The following is a 17,055-nucleotide window of genomic DNA, read 5'->3' on the forward strand; positions in this document are numbered from 1 at the left end:
CTCCGGTCAGGCCGGGGGCATCTTGTCCAGCGTCTGCTCGAAAACCTGGCCTTCGGTATCCACCGCGCGAATGTGCAGCGCCTGCGCGCCGTTGTCGGTATAGGCAAAGCGGAATACCGGGTTTTCGCTGATCGAGATGCCGCCGGTCAGGGCGAACAGCAGCTCGTCGCCCTGCCGCACCTCCAGATCGGTGATGAAATGCGCAGCGATGAAAAGCTGGGTGATCTGGTCGCGCTGCAAGCCTGAATAGTTCGGGTGGCGGATCATGATCTGCGCCTCGCGGCGGCCGGTCGAGGCGGGCAGGGGGGCGGCGAACAGCTTCAGCCGCATCTCGCCCAGACCGGCCAGCGCCGCCGCCGGGTCTTTCGTCGCCGGGGCCGAACAGCCGCCCGACGCCTTGACGAAGCGGCCGGTCATGTAGCTGCCCGACGCGGTATCCGCGATGACGCGGATGTTGGAATACTGGTTCACCCGCACGCGGGTTTCAAAGTGCAGCGGATGCATCGCCGGGCCGAAGCTGATTTCGGCCGCCAGGGGCGCCGGGTTCTCGTCGATCACCAGCTTGATCGCGGTGATCGGTTCCGCCGCAGCATCGGATTGGGTGATCACCACCGGCACGGTGGCCGCGTCATTGGCGCGGTAGGGCGCATCGAGGCTGAAAAGCGCCGCCCCGTCCTGCACCACGGTGTCGCCGATGACGTCGTAGCTGAGGTCGGCCCAGGTCTGGCCCTCGACAAGCGGGTTCTCGACCGGCCCCTGTTGCGCATGGGCAGAGGCGGCGAGTGTGACGAACAGGCCTGCCAGAAAAAGCTTCATGGGATGCAAGCTCCGTGTTGGGGTGCGCTGCAAGGCGGCCAGCAATGATACCACAACAGCCGGTTGCGCAGAACCAAGCCTTTCGGATGGGTGGCGGTGTGCCGTGGGGCGCGCAAGATCGGCGGGGCAACCATGGGAGGAGCGATGTTCGAGGCGTTGGTGACGCTCTGCGCATTGGCCGGGGGCGGGGGCGCTGCCCCGGCCTGTCGGCAAGTGCTGCTGCCGGGGTATGCGGCCGAAACGCGGGCGGCGTGCGAGGCGGCCTTGCTGGCCGCGCCGCCCGGCTTGCTCGCAGCGCCGGGTGCAGGTCCGGCCGCCTGCGCCCCGCGCCCCGCCGCGGCGCTGGCCTTCACGGAAATCGCCCCGGGGGTCTTTGCCCATCGCGGCGCGGTAGCCGAACCCGAACCGGGCAATGTGGGCGACGTGGCGAACGTGGGCTTCGTGATCGGTGCCAAAGGCATCGCGGTGATCGACGCGGGCGGGTCGCGGCAGGTGGGCGAGCAGGTCTATCTGGCAGTCCGGGCCGTGAGCGAGCTGCCGATCACCCATCTGGTCCTGACCCACATGCACCCCGATCACGTGTTTGGCGCCGAGGCGCTGCGCGAGGCCGGGGCCGAGGTTCTGGGCCACGCCAACCTGCCGCGCGCGCTGTCGGACCGGGCGGAAAGCTACCAGACAAGTTTCTCCCGGCTGATCGGCGCGGCGGGCTTTCTGGGCAGCCGGATCATCGGACCGGACCGGGTGCTGACCGGCCCCGAGACGATTGATCTGGGCGGGCGGGAACTGCGGCTGACCCCATGGCCCGTGGCCCATACCGCGAGCGACCTGACGGTGCTCGACAGTGCGACTGGCACGCTGTTCGCGGGCGATCTGGTGTTCGATGTCCATGTGCCGGCGCTTGACGGGTCGCTGCGCGGCTGGCTGGCGGTGCTGGCGCAGCTGGAACTGCTTCCCGCCACGCAGGTCATTCCCGGCCATGGCGGGCCGGTGCTGCCCTGGCCGGAGGGGGCGGCGTCGATGCGGCGCTATCTGGGCGCGCTGGAGGCCGACACCAAGGCCGCGCTGGCGGCGGGCATGGCCCTTGGCCCGGCGACGGCGGTGATCGGGCAGGGCGAGGCGGGCCGCTGGCGGCTGTTCGAGCTGTTCAACGCACGCAATGCGACGGTGGCCTATACCGAGATGGAATGGGACTGATCCCTATTGCGGCACATGCTTCAGCAGGATCTGCGCGATGGCATAGGCGCGCTTTTCCAGCAGCACCGGGGTTTCGCAGACATAGGTCAGCGAGCGCGCGCGGTCGTGGTAGATGCGTTCGTCCCAGGCGATCTGTTCTTCCAGCCGGTCGATCCGGTCGAAGTCGGGGGTGGCGGCGGCCTCTTGCGCCGCCATCTCGGTGCGGGCGCGGTCGACCTCGGCGGCCAGCGCGGTCTGGCTGCGGGCATAGCGGGCGATGCCGCCGATCAGGCGCTGCCGGTCAGCGTTCAGCTTGTCGAACACACCCAGAAAGATCGCGCCCAGCACCTGTCCGTCAGGCGGCTCGGCGGTGGCGAAGGCCGCGACCTGTTCGGCTGCGGCATCAAGGCTGACCCGCCGCAGCGACAGCACCTCGACCAGATCCTGCGCCGCAGGCGACAGCGCCGCCCCGGTCAGCGGATGCGGCCACATAAGCCCCGCCGAAAGGGTCTCGACCTTGCGCTGGATGCAGGGCCATTCGGGGTCGGAAAAATCGGCCGCTTCGGCCAGTGCCGGGATCATCAGCCCCAGGCAGAACACAAGACCCGCCGCCTTCATCATCGCCCCTCCGCGCCTGTCAGACCTTCAGTATAGGCCGGCTTGGCGGGCGGCCAAAGGTCCGTTCTACAAACTAAGGTCGCAATTGTCGGGTGACCGTGCGCGCCTATACTCGCCCCCAATGCCAGCCATGGCGCAGAACAATTGATGAAGAATACTGGAGGTTGACCATGCGCACCCGCGCCGCCGTAGCCGTAGCCGCCGGGAAACCGCTGGAGATCATGGAAGTGAACCTCGAAGGCCCGAAGGCGGGCGAGGTGATGGTCGAAATACGCGCCACCGGCATCTGCCACACCGACGAATTCACCCTGTCCGGGGCCGACCCCGAGGGCATGTTTCCGGCCATTCTGGGCCATGAAGGCGCCGGCGTGGTGGTCGAGGTCGGGCCGGGGGTGACATCGGTAAAGGTCGGTGACCATGTGATCCCGCTTTACACTCCGGAATGCCGCCAGTGCCCGTCATGCCTGTCGCAAAAGACCAACCTCTGCACCGCGATCCGCGGCACCCAGGGCCAGGGGCTGATGCCCGACGGCACCAGCCGGTTCTCGATGCTCGATGGCACGCCGATCCTGCACTACATGGGCTGCTCGACCTTCTCGAACTACACCGTGCTGCCGGAAATCGCGGTGGCCAAGGTCCGGCCCGACGCGCCGTTCGACAAGATCTGCTACATCGGCTGCGGCGTCACCACCGGCATTGGCGCAGTGATCAACACCGCCAAGGTCGAGATCGGCGCAAAGGCGGTGGTGTTCGGGCTGGGCGGCATCGGGCTGAACGTGCTGCAAGGGCTGCGGCTGGCGGGCGCCGACATGATCATCGGCGTCGATCTGAACAACGACCGCAAGGCCTGGGGCGAGCGGTTCGGGATGACGCATTTCGTCAACCCGAAGGAAATCGACGGCAGCATCGTGCAGCACATCGTCAACATGACGAAAACCCCGTTCGACCAGATCGGCGGGGCGGATTATTCCTTCGACTGCACCGGCAACGTCAAGGTGATGCGCGACGCGCTGGAATGCACCCACCGCGGCTGGGGGCAAAGCATCATCATCGGCGTGGCCCCTGCGGGTGCGGTGATCGAGACGCGGCCGTTCCAGCTGGTGACCGGCCGGGTCTGGAAAGGCACGGCCTTCGGTGGCGCGCGCGGCCGGACCGACGTGCCGAAAATCGTCGACTGGTACATGGAGGGCAAGATCCAGATCGACCCGATGATCACCCACACCATGGGGCTGGAAGACATCAACAAGGGCTTCGACCTGATGCACGCGGGGGAATCGATCCGCTCGGTGGTGCTTTACTGATGGCAAGGCTGGAGGTCATATCGCAGGCACAGTGTTTCGGGGGCACGCAGGCGGTCTATCGCCACCGCTCCGATGCCTGCGACGGCGACATGACCTTCGGCCTGTTCCTGCCGCCGCAGGCCCGCCAGCATCCGGTGCCGCTGCTGTGGTATCTGTCGGGGCTGACCTGCACGCACGAGAACGCCATGACCAAGGCCGGGCTGCAAAGCCACGCCGCGCGGCACGGGCTGGCGCTGGTGTTCCCCGACACCTCGCCGCGCGGCGAGGGGGTGGCGGACGACGACGCCTACGATCTGGGGCAGGGGGCGGGCTTCTATGTCGATGCCACGCAGGAACCCTGGTCGCGGCATTTCCGGATGTATGACTACATCGTGCGCGAGTTGCGCACCCTGTTGCAGGAGGCGATGCCGATAAACGGCGCGCATGGCATCACCGGGCATTCGATGGGCGGCCACGGGGCGCTGACCATCGCCTTCCGCAACCCCGACCTGTTCCGGTCGGTCTCGGCCTTCGCGCCGATCGTCAACCCGACCCGGTCCGACTGGGGCCGCAAGCAGCTTTCGGCCTATCTGGGCGACGACGAGACGACCTGGGCCAACTACGACGCCTGCCTGCTGCTGGCCGAACTGGGCTGGCAGGGCGACATCCTGATCGACCAGGGCGTGTCCGACCAATTCGTCGAACTGCTGCGGCCCGAGGTGATGGCCGGGCTGATCGCGGCGCGGCGGCAGCCGGGCATGGTGCGGATGCAGGCGGGCTACGACCACAGCTATTCCTTCGTCGCCAGTTTCGGCGAAGACCATGTGCGCTGGCACGCAGAGCGGCTGAAGGCCGCCTAACCACGGGAGGAACAGGGACACAGCAGCACGACCAAGGCCCCGCAGCGCGATCGCGGTACCGTGGAAGGCAATTCGCGCAGAACCGATCCCGGGAAGGGGGAGACCGCTTGGGTCTTTCCGGGGCGCAAGGGGGCAATCCCCTGATCGGAAACACACAAACGGGAGGTGAAGATGTTCAGACTTCTAACACCGGTGATGGTGGTTTCGCTGGGCTGGGCCGCGACCGCCAGCGCAAATCCGGAATTGCAGTCACTGATCGATGATCCCAAGAACTGGGCGATCCAGACCGGCGACTATGCGAACCAGCGCTATTCGGACCTTGAGCAGATCAACGCCGGAAACGTCAAGGATCTGCAGGTCGCCTGGACCTTCTCGACCGGGGTTCTGCGTGGCCATGAAGGCTCGCCCCTGGTGATCGGCGACGTGATGTATGTGCATTCGCCGTTTCCGAACATCGTCTACGCGCTTGACCTGACGAACGATGGCCGGATCCTGTGGAAATACGAACCCAAGCAGGACCCTGCCGTGATTCCGGTGATGTGCTGCGACACGGTCAACCGTGGCGTTGCCTATGCCGACGGCAAGATCTTCCTGCATCAGGCCGACACGACCGTCGTGGCGCTGGACGCCAAGACCGGCGCCGTGGTCTGGAGCGTGAAGAACGGCGACCCGGCGATCGGTGAAACGAACACCGCCACCGTGATGCCGGTGAAGGACAAGCTGATCGTCGGCATCTCGGGCGGCGAATTCGGCGTGCGCGGTTCGGTGACGGCCTACAACATCGCGGACGGCTCGCTGGCCTGGCGCGGCTATTCGACGGGGCCCGACAGCGAAATGCTGGTCGACCCCGAAAAGACCACCCACTTGGGCAAGCCGGTCGGCGCCGATTCCAGCCTGAACAGCTGGGAAGGCGATCAGTGGAAGATCGGCGGCGGCACCACCTGGGGCTGGTATTCCTATGATGCGGCGGAGAACCTGATCTACTACGGCTCGGGCAACCCCTCGACCTGGAACCCCGCGCAGCGCCCCGGCGACAACCGCTGGTCGATGACCATCTTCGCCCGTGATGCCGATACGGGCGTGGCAAGATGGCTCTACCAGATGACCCCGCATGACGAGTGGGACTACGACGGCGTCAACGAGATGATCCTGACCGAGCAGACCATCGGCGGGGCCGAGCGCAAGCTTCTGACCCACTTCGACCGCAACGGCTTCGGCTACACGCTTGACCGGGTCACGGGCGAGCTGCTGGTGGCGCAGAAATACGACCCCACCGTGAACTGGGCCACCGAAGTGGTGATGGACCCGGCCTCGGATCAGTACGGACGTCCGCAGGTCGTGGCCGCCTATTCCACCGAACAGAACGGCGAGGACGTGAACTCGACCGGCATCTGCCCGGCGGCCCTTGGCACCAAGGACCAGCAGCCCGCGGCCTATTCGCCCAAGACGGATCTGTTCTACGTGCCGACCAACCACGTCTGCATGGACTACGAGCCGTTCCGCGTCAGCTACACCGCCGGCCAGCCTTACGTCGGCGCGACGCTGGCGATGTACCCGCCCGCCGACAGCCATGGCGGCATGGGCAACTTCATCGCCTGGGACAACAAGGAAGGCAAGATCGTGTGGTCGCTGCCCGAGCAGTTCTCGGTCTGGTCGGGCGCACTGGCCACGGCGGGCGACGTGGTGTTCTACGGCACGCTCGAAGGCTATCTGAAGGCGGTCGATGCCAAGACGGGGGCCGAGCTTTACCGCTTCAAGACCCCGTCCGGCATCATCGGCAACGTCATGACCTACGAACATGGCGGCAAGCAGTTCGTCGCCGTCTACTCGGGCGTCGGCGGCTGGGCGGGCATCGGTCTTGCGGCCGGGCTTACCAACCCGAATGACGGCCTTGGCGCAGTCGGGGGCTACTCGGCGCTCAGCGACTATACCGCGCTGGGCGGCACTCTGACCGTGTTTGCGCTGCCGAACTGAGCAAGGACCATGGGCGAAGGGCTGGCGCGAAAGGATGCGCGCCAGCCGCTTTCCCCGCACGAAGGATTCACCCAGATGCAGAAAACCACGATTGCCCTTTCGCTGCCTGCCATTGCGGTGCTGCTTCTGGTCACCGGCACGGTCGGCGCGCAGCAGGCCGCCGGGGCCAGCGGCAACGTCCAAACCGACGCGGCCTATTCCGAGCACGGGCGCTATTTCACTGCCGACGGAGTGCCGACCTTCAACGTCGCGGCCGATGGCATGATCGACTGGCCGACCTATTCCGGCTTCCGGCGCTACCATTCTGAATGCCACGTCTGCCACGGGCCGGAGGGCGAAGGCTCAAGCTATGCCCCGGCGCTGAAAGACTCGGCCATCAACATGGAATACTACGAATTCGTCGAAGTCGTGGTCAACGGGCGCGAGGTGGTGAACGCGGCGCAGCACAACGTGATGCCGTCGTTCGGAACCAACGTCAACGTGATGTGCTACCTCGACGACATCTACACCTATCTCAAGGCGCGCGGAGCCGGTGCGGTGCCGCGGGGCCGCCCCGGCGCCAAGGAGGCGAAATCGGATGAAATCGCTGCAGCCGAGAAGTCCTGCTTTGACATGTAGCTGGCGCGGGATGGGCTGTCTGGTTCTGGCGCTGGCCGTAGGCCCTGCCGCCGTGGCGCAGACATCGGACCTCGTGTCGAAGACCGCGCTCCGCGTCTGTGCCGACCCGGCAAACCGGCCGCTGTCGGATGACAAGGGGGGCGGGTTCGAGAACCGGATCGCGGAACTGCTGGCAGCCGAGCTTGCCCTGCCGCTGGAATACACCTGGTTTCCGATGGCGACCGGGTTCATTCGCAAGACCCTGCAGGCCAATGAATGCGATCTGGTGATCGGCTATGCCCAGGGCGAAGAACTGGTTCTGAACACGAACCACTACTACACCTCTGCCTATGTGCTGATCGTGGCGACCGACGGCCCGCTGGCCGGGGTGGCGACGCTGGCGGATCCGGCCTTGCAGGGCAAGCGCGTGGGCGTGATCGCGGGCAGCCCGCCCGCCACGCATCTGGCGCGCCTCGGGCTGATGCCGCTGGCCAAGGGCTACAACCTGATGGTGGACCGCCGCTACGAAAGCCCGGCCGAGGACATGCTGGCCGATCTGGAAGGCGGCGTGATCGACGCGGGCCTGTTGTGGGGGCCGATCGGCGGGCCGCTGGTCAAGCAAAGCCACCCCGGCCTGAAGGTCACGCCGCTGGTGGCCGAAACCCTGCCGCCGCGCCTGAACTACCGCATCACCATGGGGGTGCGGCAGGGCGAAAAGGTGTGGGAACGCAAGCTGAACTCGCTGATCCGCCGCAATCAGGCCAAAATCGACGCGATCATGGCCGAGGCAGGCGTGCCGCTGCTGAACGATGCGGGCACCGCCGCGCTGGACCTGCCGAAGTGATCCGCGCCCTGCTGCTGGCGGGGGCCCTTCTGGCCGGACCGGCGGCATGGGGGCAGGAACAGGGTTACCGGCAAGACGATTACCGCGCCCCGGTGCCCGATGTGCTGCCCGGCGCCACGGTGGTTTCGACCGAGACCGCCTTTGCGCTGTGGAAAACCGGGCAGGTGGCTTTCATCGACGTGCTGCCCCGCGCGCCCAAGCCCGCCAACCTGCCCGAAGGCACGATCTGGCGCGACCAGCCGCGCCACTCGATTCCGGGGTCGATCTGGCTGCCCAACGTCGGCTACGGCCAGCTTGCCGAACCGATGCACGTGTGGTTCCGCACCGGTCTGGTGCAGGCGACGGGCGGCGATGCCGACCGGCCGGTGCTGTTCTTCTGTCTCGAAGACTGCTGGATGTCGTGGAACGCGGCCAAGCGGGCGCTGGAATACGGCTACACCCGGGTGTTCTGGTATCCCGAAGGCACCGATGGCTGGGCGTTTCAGGACTATCCGACCGAGCGGCTGGAGCCTGCGCCGGGCGGGCTCTGATCACCAGGCGGCGAGCCTGCGTTCTGCCGTGCTGGTGGTGCCGTCGGTGTCGGTCATGGTCACGTCGATGGCGCGCGTCGCAGCGGGGATCGACAGCGACAGTTCGGGATCCTCGCTGAGCGAGATCGAGCCCGTGACATCGACATAGCGGCGGCCATCAAGCCCGATCTGCACCGTCTCGACATAGCGCATCGGGATGAACAGCAGCGAGATCTGGTCCATCTGCATCCCGGAATGGCTGGGGTGGCGAATGCCCAGCGTCATCCGCATGTCGTCGCGGCGCAGATTGGCGAGGGCGGAGCGCAACGGCAGGGTGCCCGTCTCGCCCACCGCGATGGTCATCTGCCCCAGCGTCGCCAGCGCCAGCGCCGGGTCGCCCACCGGAGGTGCGGCGCAGGCCCCCTGACCAGAGGTCTTCACATAGCCATCGGCCACGAACAACTGCCCGTCCGAGGTTTCTGCGACCACATGCAGCGGGGTCTGGCCGTTGATGCGCAGCGTGGCGTCAAAGCGGAAGCGGGCCTGCGGCTCGGCCAGCCGGAACACGGTCGAAACCGGCATCGGGTTGTTGTCGAGCACCAGCGTCACCGCGCTGAGCATCCGGCCAGGCGGCGCCGCCACCTCGGCCCCGATCACGGTGCGGGCATCGTTGCCGGTGCGGTAGGGCGCGGCCAGCGTGATCACCCCGGCGGCGGGGTGCAGCACCCGTTCGCCGTAAAGCTGGTGGCGGATGTCGGGCCAGGCGGCCTCGTCCGCCGTGGCGGGCGCGGCGCACAGCAGCGCCACTACGGCAAGACACGCCTTCCACTGCATCAGCCATCCCCCTCATCTGTCGCCACGAAGCGCCCGAAGGCCCGGGGCCCGTCGCCGGTTTCAATCTCTCCGATCACCGCAAGGCTGGCGGCGTCGATCACCGTCAGGCTGTTGGAAAACCAGTTCGCCACCACGATCCGCGTCCCGTCTTCCGTGGCGTCGATGCCTTCGGGGTATTCGCCCACCGCAATCTCGGCCTGAACCGCCAGCGTTGCCAGATCGAACACGGTCACGCTGTCGGCATACTGGTTGGTGACAAAGCCGCGCCCGGCGGCGAAGGCCACCGCATAGGGCCGCGCGCCCGTGGCAACCCGGCCCAGAACCTGCCCGGTTTCGGGGTTCACCACCGTGACGCTGTTGCTGCCGACATCGGCGGTGAAAACCCGCCCGTCCGGCGCGAAGGCCACGCCGAAGGGGCGCTGCCCGACACCGACGCGATGGCGCGGGGCCAGCGTTTCGGCGTCGAACACCGAAATCTGGTCGGCGTCGCGATCCGCTGTCACCAGCCAGCGCCCGTCGGGCGACACCGCCAGCCCGGCGGGCGCGCTGCCGGTGACAAGCTCCCGCTGCACCTTCAGGTCGCGCGCGCCGATCACCCAGACGCGGGCGTTGTACCAGTCCGACACGAACACCCGGCCACGCGGCGCATCCACCGCCACGCCGATCGGCCCGCCATCGAGGGCAAGTTCGGCAGTTGCCCCGCCGTTCAGCGCATGGCGGCGAAGGATGCGGGATTCGGTGCTGACGGTATAGACCGCGCCATCGGCCACAGACACCCCCGCAGGCTTGCCCGGCACGTCCAGGCGGGCAACCTCGGACATGAGGTCAAGGTCGATCACGCTCAGGTCGCTGCTGTTCTGGTTGGTGACGTAAGCCAGATCAGCCGCTGCGGGCCCCGCCAGCAGCGCCACAAGCGCCAGAAGGGGAAGGCTACGGCGCAAACCTTGCCGCCAGCGCGTCAAGCCCGGCCTGATAGACCCCGCTGACCGCCGCGATGGCGGCCGCGTCATTCAGGTTCTCCGGCGGGTCGTTGTTGGGATAGCCGCGATAGAACGCGCCCCGCCATTCGATCTGCGACCCGCCGCCGTCCAGCGGCTTTACCGTCAGGTGCGAGGAATAGTTGGTGACCGGCAGCACCGCCACATCGACGGCGGTGATCATGTAGGAATAGCTCATCTTCGCCGCGTCGAACTTGGTCAGCGTTTCGGCAATCGTCGGCCCGCCTTCGGCGCCCAGTGTCAGCACCCGGGTCGCATCGATCTGGTTGCCGTTCACGCCGGTGGTGGAGAACACCGCCGGATGCCAGCTCATGTCCTGAAAATTGCCGATCACCGCCCAGACCGCCTCGGGCGGGGCGGTCACATCGACCGAAAGGGTGACCTTCTGCCGGGTCGGGCCATGCGCCAGCGCCAGTGTCGGCAGCAACACCAGCAGAACGGCAAGCCAGAGGTTTCGGAACGGGCTCATTGCGGTCCTCATCGTTTGAAGAAGTGGTTTTTCAGGATGTAGCGAATGCCGCGCAGCCATGTCTCGTCGGTGTTCGACCGGATGTCGACCGACATGCCGCGCACCATTTCGCTGGTCTTCACGTCGCGCATCACCAGGTTCATCGAGAGGATCAGGTTGGAAACCTTCTGCACCTCGCCCACCAGCACATAGTCGGCGCCCAGTTTCGCGGCCATCCGCACCTCGCAGCCGTAACAGTCGGCGGGGTTGACGGTGTTGGCAAGCTCGGCGGCAATCGGGTCGTTGGGCAGCAGCACCAGCCCTTCCTCGGCAAAGCGGCTGCGCACGGCATCTTCCAGAAGCGGTATCCGCGCCGTTTCATCGGCACGAACGCCGTTGTAGGCGCCCTCGGTCGAGGTGTCGATGAAGGTGATCCCCAGAAAGGCCACGCTTGCGCCGGGCAACAGCGGGCCGTCCGTCGCGGCAAGGCCGGGCAGGGGCAACAGGGCCATCAGCAGGAGGATCACAGCACGCCGCATCGGGCCATGCTAACCGGCGACGTGTCCGGGACAATGCTCCATAAGTAGCGGTTTCACGGGGGGCCTTGATCCCGCATCATCAACCCCGAAGGATTCAGGATGATTGGGAGGTCGCCCGGAATGCCGAAGCCCCACAGTCTGCTTGCGGCAGGGTTTTTCGTGCTGCTTGGCGCGGCGCAGGCCCTTGCGCTTGATGTGAACGTCGCCGTGCTGCGGGTGGATGTGGCAAAGCCCCTGCCGATCTCGCGACTGGACGTGCCGCCGCCGGACCTGGGCTTCGCCGGGGCGGCACTCGGCACCGGCGACAACCAGACGACCGGCGCCTTCCTGGGCAACACCTACACCACCGAAACCCGCGCCGTGCCGCCCGAGGAAGCCGAGGCGGCTTTCGATGCCCTGCTGGCCGGGGGCGCGCGGCTGATCGTGCTGATGGCCGATGGGGCCACGCAGCAGGCGCTGGCCGACCGCGCCGGGCCGGAGGTGCTGGTGCTGAACGCCAGCGCACGTGACGAGGATCTGCGCAATGACGGCTGCCGGGCGAACCTGCTGCATGTGGCCCCCAGCCGGGCGATGCTTTCCGATGCGGTGATGCAGTTTCTGGTGTTCAAGAAATGGACGCGGCTGTTCCTGATCCACGGCTCCCACCCCGAAGACCTGGCGCTGGCCGAGGCTTACCGCCGCTCTGCCACAAAGTTCGGCGCGAGGGTGGTCGAGGAACGCGAATTTGCCGACACCGGCGGCTCGCGCAACACCGACACCGGGCATGTGATGGTGCAACGCCAGATGCCGGTCTTTACCCAGCGCGCCGCCGATCATGACGTTGTGCTGGCCGCCGACGACTCCGACATCTTCGCGGGCTATCTGCCCTGGCACACCTGGGACGCGCGCCCCGTCGCGGGCTCTGCCGGGCTGCGCCCCGTCAGTTGGCATCCCGCGCTGGAAGCCTGGGGCGCCACGCAGTTCCAGAACCGGTTCGAACGGCTGAACGGGCGACCCATGCGCGAAGAGGATTATCAGGTCTGGCTGGCGATGCGGGTGATCGGCGAGGCGGTGACGCGGACCGGTTCGGCCGAACCTGCCACGATCCGCGCCTATGCCCTGTCGAACGACTTCGAGCTTGCGGCCTTCAAGGGGCAGAAGCTGACCTTCCGGCCCTGGAACGGGCAGTTGCGCCAGCCGATCCTGCTGACCGATGGCCGGTTGACCGTGACCGTCTCGCCGCAGGAGGGCTTTCTGCATCAGGTCTCGCCGCTGGACACGCTGGGCACCGATGCCCCCGAAACCACCTGCCGCGCGTTTGGAGGATGACGAATGAAACCTGCCCTGCTGATCCTGCCGCTGTTCCTGCTGGGCGCCGCCCCGGCGCTGGCCAACAAGGTGTTCGTGACCAACGAGCGCGGCAACAGCGTCACCGTGCTGGACAGCGCCACCTGGGAGGTGATTGCCGAGTTTCCCGCAGGCAACCGCCCGCGCGGCATCACCATCAGCCCTGACGGAACCGAGCTTTACGTCGCCGCCTCGGATGACAACACGGTGCGGGTGTTCGATCCGGCAACCTATGCCGAGTTGCACACGCTGAGCTCGGGCCCCGACCCGGAGCTGTTCGTGCTGCACCCCTCGGGCAACCCGTTGTATATCGCCAACGAGAACGACAACCTCGTGACCGTGGTCGATGTGAAGACCCGGCAAGTGCTGGCCGAGGTGCCGGTGGGGGTGGAACCCGAAGGCATGGCGATCCACCCCGATGGCAGCGTGTTCATCAACACGTCGGAAACCACCAACATGGCGCATTTCATCGACGCCGCGACCTACAAGATCACCCACAACGTGCTGGTCGATCAACGGCCGCGCTATGCCCAGTTCACCTCGGACGGCAAGAAGGTCTATGTCAGCTCGGAAATCGGCGGCACGGTTTCGGTGATCGACATCACCGGCGCCGAACCCGTGATCACCAGGAAGATCGGCTTCGAGGTGCCGGGCGTGCTGCCGGAATGGCTGCAACCGGTCGGGCTAAGGGTCACGAAGGACGGCTCACGCATCTTCGTGGCGCTGGGGCCTGCGAACCGGGTCGCGGTGATCGACGCGGCGACCGACGAGGTGATCGACTACCTGCTGGTCGGCCAGCGCGTCTGGCAGATGGATTTCACCCCGGACGAGGCCTTTCTGGTGGTGACCAACGGCAACTCCAACGATGTCAGCATCATCGACGTGAAGGCTGAAAAGGTCATCAGGTCGGTCCAGGTCGGCGAACAGCCCTGGGGCGTCGTCGTGGCCCCGAACTGAGAAAGGAAGAAAGCAATGAAACGCCTTGCCTCAATCCTTGCCGCAACCATGCTGCTTGCACCGCAAGCCCAGGCCGGCCCGCTTTGCACGGAACTCGGCTTTGCCGGCCTTCTGGCGAAATGCAACCGGGGCGAACCGATCGTGGTAACCCTCGCCTCGGGTCAGCCGCTGTCGGCCGGTGATGTGACCCTGCAGTCGGGCGCCTATTACGAGATGCAGATCACGGCGGACGGCACCGCCGAACTGGCAATCGAAGGCGCCGCGTTCTTCCGGGCGATCTGGATGAACGAAATCGTCATAAGCGACATCGAGGTGCGCCCGATGGCGATCGACAGTCTGGAATTCGATGCGGCAGGCACCGCCACCCTGTCGTTCATCGCCATCAAGCCGGGCAGCTATGAAGTCAGGATCCCCGGCACATCCGGCGCAAGCCAGCGCATGACGATCGCGATCCAGTGAAATCCGACAGGAGTGATGCATGAAACAGTCTGCCTTGCGGGCACTGGCCCTTGCGGCCCTGATGGCAACAGCGATGCCGGTCGCGGCGCACGATCTACCCGCCGAGACCGTCGACGCGATCACCCGGGCGCTGGCCGACATCCAGTGCCAGATGGACCCCGACGATATCGAGGTCAAGGATGGCGGCTATGCGCTTGACGACGTGTTCTGCGCCGACGGGCAATATGACATGAAGATGGATGCGGCCTTTGCCGTGACCGAGAAAACCAAGGAATGACGCGGTTCGGCCGGGGGCAGGGAATCTGATGGCCGAGGCGGCCGGCAAAGACCGGAAGGGCAAGCAACACGCCCGGCCCGACGGCATTTCCCCTGTCGGCCACGCCCCCGGTTCCGGCCGCCATGCCGTTTGAACCGTGGCCGGGTGCGTGTTTTCTGCTGTGGACCGCCGCCGCCTGTGCGACGGTCATCCGCAGGACGCTGCCCGCCGTAAAGGCAGGGGCCGGGCGGCGCGCGGGGGCCAGGTGATGGGTTTGCAGGTTTCGCACCTCAGTTACAGCTACAATGGGCGACCGGCGCTGGACGATGTCGGCTTTGCCGTGGCGCCGGGGCGGTTCTGCGCGCTGCTGGGGCCGAACGGGGCCGGGAAATCGACGCTGTTCTCGCTGCTGACCCGGCTGATCGTGGCGCGCGAGGGCCGGATCGAGGTCGCCGGGATCGACATGGCCCGCAACCCGCGCGCTGCGCTGGCCCGCATCGGCGTGGTGTTCCAGCAGCCGACGCTTGATCTCGACCTGTCGGTGCGGCGCAACCTGCGCTATTTCGCCGGGCTCCACGGCATTTCGGGGCGGACGGCGGCACGCTCTATCGAGGCGGCGCTGGAACGCCTCGGCATGGCCGAACGGGCCGACGAGCAGGTGCGCGCCCTGAACGGCGGCCACCGGCGGCGGATGGAGATTGCGCGCGCCCTGATCCACCGGCCGCAGGTGTTGCTGCTGGATGAACCCACCGTCGGGCTGGACGCGGCCTCGCGTGCGGCGATCGGCGGGCATGTGCATGACCTTGCCGACTCGGGGCTGGCGGTGCTGTGGGCGACGCATCTGGTGGACGAGGTGCGCGACAGCGATCAGGTCGTGGTGCTGCATCAGGGCCGGGTGCTGGCCGACGGCAGCGCTGCCGCCATCGCGGGCGGCAGCACACTGGCAGAGGCGTTCCTGGCGATGACCGCCGACGGCGGCGGGGTTGCGCCATGAGGGCGTGGCTTGTCGCGCTGGGAGTGATCGTCACCCGCGAGGCGCTGCGTTTCCTGCAGCAGCGCGGCCGGTTTCTGGCGGCGCTGGTGCGGCCGCTGGTCTGGCTGGTGGTGTTCGCGGCAGGGTTCCGCGCCGCGTTGGGCCTGTCGATCATTCCACCTTACCAGACCTACATCACCTACGAGGTCTACATCGTGCCGGGCCTTTGCGCGATGATCCAGCTTTTCAACGGGATGCAATCCTCGCTGTCGCTGGTCTATGATCAGGAAATGGGGTCGATGCGGCTCTTGCTGACCTCGCCCCTGCCGCGCTGGTGGCTGCTGTTCTGCAAGCTGCTGGCGGGTGTCGCGGTGTCTATCCTGCAGGTTGGGGTGTTTCTGGCCATCGCCGCGGCCACCGGCATCACCATGCCGCCGATGGGCTATCTTGCGGTGCTGCCCGCGCTGGTGGCCAGCGGGCTTATGCTGGGGGCGCTGGGGTTGCTGCTGTCTTCGACCATCCGGCAGCTGGAGAACTTTGCGGGCGTGATGAACTTCGTCATCTTTCCGATGTTCTTCCTGTCATCGGCGCTTTATCCGCTGTGGAAGATGCAGGAAAGCTCTGTCCTGCTGCACGACCTCTGTGCGCTGAACCCGTTCACCTACGCGGTCGAACTGATCCGCTTTGCGCTTTACGGCCAGTTGAACCTGACCGCGCTGCTCTGGGTCGCGGGCAGTTTCGCCGTGTTCCTGCTGGGCGCGCTGTGGGGTTATGACCCGGCGCGGTCGATGCTGCGGCGCAAGCTGCGCTGACGCCCGAGTCGCGGTGAAAGCCCGCGCGAAAAACCGCCACCTTCCGCTGTATTGCCGCAAGGGCGGTTTGCCGTGAACCTGAAACCGGCGACCGGACGCAACGACGTCCGACCCCGAGTCCATGGAATGGAGGCGCCGATGTTCAAATTCTGGAGGAGGAACAAAGTGATCAAACTGCATCCCGCAATCGACAACGGCATTGCGCCGACCAAGCCGGGGTTCGCCGGCGGCACGCTGAAATGCCATTGCAAGACCAACCCTGTCACCGTCGAGATCGGCGCGCAGACCGCCCACAACCACGCCTGCGGCTGCACCAAATGCTGGAAGCCGGAAGGCGCCATCTTCTCGCAGGTGGCAGTGGTCAGCCGCGACAAGGTGAAGGTGACCTCGGGGGCCGACAAGCTGCATGTGGTGGACGAAAAGGCCACGATCCAGCGCCACGCCTGCAAGGATTGCGGCGTGCACATGTATGGCCGGATCGAGAACAAGGGACATCCGTTCTACGGGCTGGACTTCGTGCATACCGAACTCAGCGACACCCCCGGCTGGGCGGCGCCCGAGTTTGCCGCCTTCGTGTCGTCGGTGATCGAAAGCGGCGTCAGCCCCGACAAGATGCCGGAAATCCGCGCCCGCCTGACCGAGATCGGCCTGCCGCCCTATGACGCGCTGTCTCCGGCCCTGATGGATGCCATCGCGACCCATCTCGCCAAGGCTTCGGGCAAGCTGGCGGCGTGACGGTTCGAACCCTGCCGGTTGCGGTCTGCATGGCCGCAGCCGGAGCG

20 protein-coding genes are annotated in these 17,055 nt (G+C 66.5%); 14 read left to right on the forward strand and 6 right to left on the reverse strand.

Annotated features, from left to right (window positions below; translation table 11 throughout):
* Positions 1-6: 6 nt before the first annotated feature.
* The gene (locus tag RNZ50_24300; protein ID MDT8858096.1) at positions 7-816 is read right to left on the reverse strand and encodes a quinoprotein dehydrogenase-associated SoxYZ-like carrier; all 810 of its coding nucleotides are present in this window, start codon (positions 814-816) and stop codon (positions 7-9) included.
* Between the two features lie 144 nt (positions 817-960).
* Here RNZ50_24300 and RNZ50_24305 point away from each other — a divergent pair, with 144 nt between their 5' ends.
* A complete protein-coding gene (locus tag RNZ50_24305) occupies positions 961-2,010 on the forward strand; it encodes a quinoprotein relay system zinc metallohydrolase 2 (protein MDT8858097.1) in 1,050 nt (349 codons plus the stop codon).
* Between the two features lie 3 nt (positions 2,011-2,013).
* On the opposite strand, the gene RNZ50_24310 is transcribed toward RNZ50_24305, so the two are convergent.
* Complete coding sequence (locus RNZ50_24310; protein ID MDT8858098.1) at positions 2,014-2,610, reverse strand: hypothetical protein; 597 nt, start codon at positions 2,608-2,610, stop codon at positions 2,014-2,016.
* Between the two features lie 167 nt (positions 2,611-2,777).
* On the opposite strand from RNZ50_24310, the gene RNZ50_24315 reads away from it, so the two are divergent.
* The 6 genes from RNZ50_24315 (at position 2,778) to RNZ50_24340 (ending at position 8,692) form a co-directional block, all read left to right on the forward strand.
* The gene (locus RNZ50_24315; GenBank protein MDT8858099.1) at positions 2,778-3,908 is read left to right on the forward strand and encodes an S-(hydroxymethyl)glutathione dehydrogenase/class III alcohol dehydrogenase; all 1,131 of its coding nucleotides are present in this window, start codon (positions 2,778-2,780) and stop codon (positions 3,906-3,908) included.
* An 8-nt stretch (positions 3,909-3,916) separates the two neighbouring features.
* Positions 3,917-4,747, forward strand: a complete 831-nt coding sequence (fghA, locus tag RNZ50_24320; protein MDT8858100.1) for an S-formylglutathione hydrolase — start codon at positions 3,917-3,919, stop codon at positions 4,745-4,747.
* Between the two features lie 171 nt (positions 4,748-4,918).
* On the forward strand, positions 4,919-6,721 hold the full coding sequence (locus RNZ50_24325; protein ID MDT8858101.1) for a methanol/ethanol family PQQ-dependent dehydrogenase: 1,803 nt from the start codon (positions 4,919-4,921) through the stop codon (positions 6,719-6,721).
* A 75-nt stretch (positions 6,722-6,796) separates the two neighbouring features.
* Positions 6,797-7,339 (forward strand): c-type cytochrome, methanol metabolism-related, encoded by a 543-nt coding sequence (locus tag RNZ50_24330; protein ID MDT8858102.1) that lies wholly within the window; start codon positions 6,797-6,799, stop codon positions 7,337-7,339.
* Positions 7,340-7,349: 10 nt separating this feature from the next.
* On the forward strand, positions 7,350-8,162 hold the full coding sequence (locus tag RNZ50_24335) for a quinoprotein dehydrogenase-associated putative ABC transporter substrate-binding protein (protein MDT8858103.1): 813 nt from the start codon (positions 7,350-7,352) through the stop codon (positions 8,160-8,162).
* Positions 8,159-8,692 (forward strand): PQQ-dependent catabolism-associated CXXCW motif protein, encoded by a 534-nt coding sequence (locus RNZ50_24340; GenBank protein MDT8858104.1) that lies wholly within the window; start codon positions 8,159-8,161, stop codon positions 8,690-8,692. The genes RNZ50_24335 and RNZ50_24340 overlap by 4 nt, the downstream gene beginning before the upstream one ends.
* On the opposite strand, the gene RNZ50_24345 is transcribed toward RNZ50_24340, so the two are convergent.
* The 4 genes from RNZ50_24345 to RNZ50_24360 are packed head-to-tail and all read right to left on the reverse strand — an operon-like array spanning position 8,693 to position 11,490.
* The gene (locus RNZ50_24345) at positions 8,693-9,505 is read right to left on the reverse strand and encodes a quinoprotein dehydrogenase-associated SoxYZ-like carrier (protein ID MDT8858105.1); all 813 of its coding nucleotides are present in this window, start codon (positions 9,503-9,505) and stop codon (positions 8,693-8,695) included.
* Positions 9,505-10,446, reverse strand: a complete 942-nt coding sequence (locus RNZ50_24350) for a beta-propeller fold lactonase family protein (protein ID MDT8858106.1) — start codon at positions 10,444-10,446, stop codon at positions 9,505-9,507. The genes RNZ50_24345 and RNZ50_24350 overlap by 1 nt, the downstream gene beginning before the upstream one ends.
* On the reverse strand, positions 10,436-10,972 hold the full coding sequence (locus tag RNZ50_24355; protein MDT8858107.1) for an SRPBCC family protein: 537 nt from the start codon (positions 10,970-10,972) through the stop codon (positions 10,436-10,438). The genes RNZ50_24350 and RNZ50_24355 overlap by 11 nt, the downstream gene beginning before the upstream one ends.
* Positions 10,973-10,980: 8 nt before the next feature.
* Entirely contained in the window at positions 10,981-11,490 is a 510-nt protein-coding gene (locus tag RNZ50_24360; GenBank protein MDT8858108.1) for a DUF3280 domain-containing protein, read from the reverse strand.
* A 120-nt stretch (positions 11,491-11,610) separates the two neighbouring features.
* Here RNZ50_24360 and RNZ50_24365 point away from each other — a divergent pair, with 120 nt between their 5' ends.
* From RNZ50_24365 to gfa, 7 genes are all read left to right on the forward strand, one after another.
* The gene (locus RNZ50_24365; protein MDT8858109.1) at positions 11,611-12,798 is read left to right on the forward strand and encodes an ABC transporter substrate-binding protein; all 1,188 of its coding nucleotides are present in this window, start codon (positions 11,611-11,613) and stop codon (positions 12,796-12,798) included.
* Between the two features lie 3 nt (positions 12,799-12,801).
* Positions 12,802-13,773: a YVTN family beta-propeller repeat protein gene (locus RNZ50_24370; GenBank protein ID MDT8858110.1), complete on the forward strand. Its 972-nt coding sequence runs from the start codon at positions 12,802-12,804 to the stop codon at positions 13,771-13,773.
* A gap of 15 nt (positions 13,774-13,788) precedes the next feature.
* Complete coding sequence (locus tag RNZ50_24375; GenBank protein MDT8858111.1) at positions 13,789-14,232, forward strand: hypothetical protein; 444 nt, start codon at positions 13,789-13,791, stop codon at positions 14,230-14,232.
* Positions 14,233-14,251: 19 nt separating this feature from the next.
* Entirely contained in the window at positions 14,252-14,509 is a 258-nt protein-coding gene (locus tag RNZ50_24380) for a PepSY domain-containing protein (protein MDT8858112.1), read from the forward strand.
* Positions 14,510-14,753: 244 nt separating this feature from the next.
* On the forward strand, positions 14,754-15,482 hold the full coding sequence (locus RNZ50_24385) for an ABC transporter ATP-binding protein (GenBank protein ID MDT8858113.1): 729 nt from the start codon (positions 14,754-14,756) through the stop codon (positions 15,480-15,482).
* Entirely contained in the window at positions 15,479-16,273 is a 795-nt protein-coding gene (locus tag RNZ50_24390) for an ABC transporter permease (protein ID MDT8858114.1), read from the forward strand. Before RNZ50_24385 ends, RNZ50_24390 begins: the two co-directional genes overlap by 4 nt.
* 138 nt (positions 16,274-16,411) lie before the next feature.
* Positions 16,412-17,008 (forward strand): S-(hydroxymethyl)glutathione synthase, encoded by a 597-nt coding sequence (gene gfa / locus RNZ50_24395; GenBank protein ID MDT8858115.1) that lies wholly within the window; start codon positions 16,412-16,414, stop codon positions 17,006-17,008.
* Positions 17,009-17,055 lie beyond the last annotated feature (47 nt).

This window comes from Paracoccaceae bacterium Fryx2, assembly GCA_032334235.1.
In the GTDB taxonomy this organism is placed as follows: domain Bacteria; phylum Pseudomonadota; class Alphaproteobacteria; order Rhodobacterales; family Rhodobacteraceae; genus JAVSGI01.

Excerpts from the sequence above, each read along its gene's own strand:
- RNZ50_24390 (MDT8858114.1), top strand. The coding sequence starts at position 15,479 with ATGAGGGCGTGGCTTGTCGCGCTGGGAGTGATCGTCACCCGCGAGGCG.
- RNZ50_24380 (MDT8858112.1), top strand. The coding sequence starts at position 14,252 with ATGAAACAGTCTGCCTTGCGGGCACTGGCCCTTGCGGCCCTGATGGCA.
- RNZ50_24325 (MDT8858101.1), top strand. The coding sequence starts at position 4,919 with ATGTTCAGACTTCTAACACCGGTGATGGTGGTTTCGCTGGGCTGGGCC.
- RNZ50_24330 (MDT8858102.1), top strand. The coding sequence starts at position 6,797 with ATGCAGAAAACCACGATTGCCCTTTCGCTGCCTGCCATTGCGGTGCTG.
- gfa (MDT8858115.1), top strand. The coding sequence starts at position 16,412 with ATGTTCAAATTCTGGAGGAGGAACAAAGTGATCAAACTGCATCCCGCA.
- RNZ50_24345 (MDT8858105.1), bottom strand. The coding sequence starts at position 9,505 with ATGCAGTGGAAGGCGTGTCTTGCCGTAGTGGCGCTGCTGTGCGCCGCG.
- RNZ50_24315 (MDT8858099.1), top strand. The coding sequence starts at position 2,778 with ATGCGCACCCGCGCCGCCGTAGCCGTAGCCGCCGGGAAACCGCTGGAG.
- RNZ50_24375 (MDT8858111.1), top strand. The coding sequence starts at position 13,789 with ATGAAACGCCTTGCCTCAATCCTTGCCGCAACCATGCTGCTTGCACCG.
- RNZ50_24360 (MDT8858108.1), bottom strand. The coding sequence starts at position 11,490 with ATGCGGCGTGCTGTGATCCTCCTGCTGATGGCCCTGTTGCCCCTGCCC.
- RNZ50_24300 (MDT8858096.1), bottom strand. The coding sequence starts at position 816 with ATGAAGCTTTTTCTGGCAGGCCTGTTCGTCACACTCGCCGCCTCTGCC.
- RNZ50_24355 (MDT8858107.1), bottom strand. The coding sequence starts at position 10,972 with ATGAGCCCGTTCCGAAACCTCTGGCTTGCCGTTCTGCTGGTGTTGCTG.
- RNZ50_24335 (MDT8858103.1), top strand. The coding sequence starts at position 7,350 with ATGGGCTGTCTGGTTCTGGCGCTGGCCGTAGGCCCTGCCGCCGTGGCG.
- RNZ50_24305 (MDT8858097.1), top strand. The coding sequence starts at position 961 with ATGTTCGAGGCGTTGGTGACGCTCTGCGCATTGGCCGGGGGCGGGGGC.
- RNZ50_24310 (MDT8858098.1), bottom strand. The coding sequence starts at position 2,610 with ATGATGAAGGCGGCGGGTCTTGTGTTCTGCCTGGGGCTGATGATCCCG.
- RNZ50_24370 (MDT8858110.1), top strand. The coding sequence starts at position 12,802 with ATGAAACCTGCCCTGCTGATCCTGCCGCTGTTCCTGCTGGGCGCCGCC.
- RNZ50_24365 (MDT8858109.1), top strand. The coding sequence starts at position 11,611 with ATGCCGAAGCCCCACAGTCTGCTTGCGGCAGGGTTTTTCGTGCTGCTT.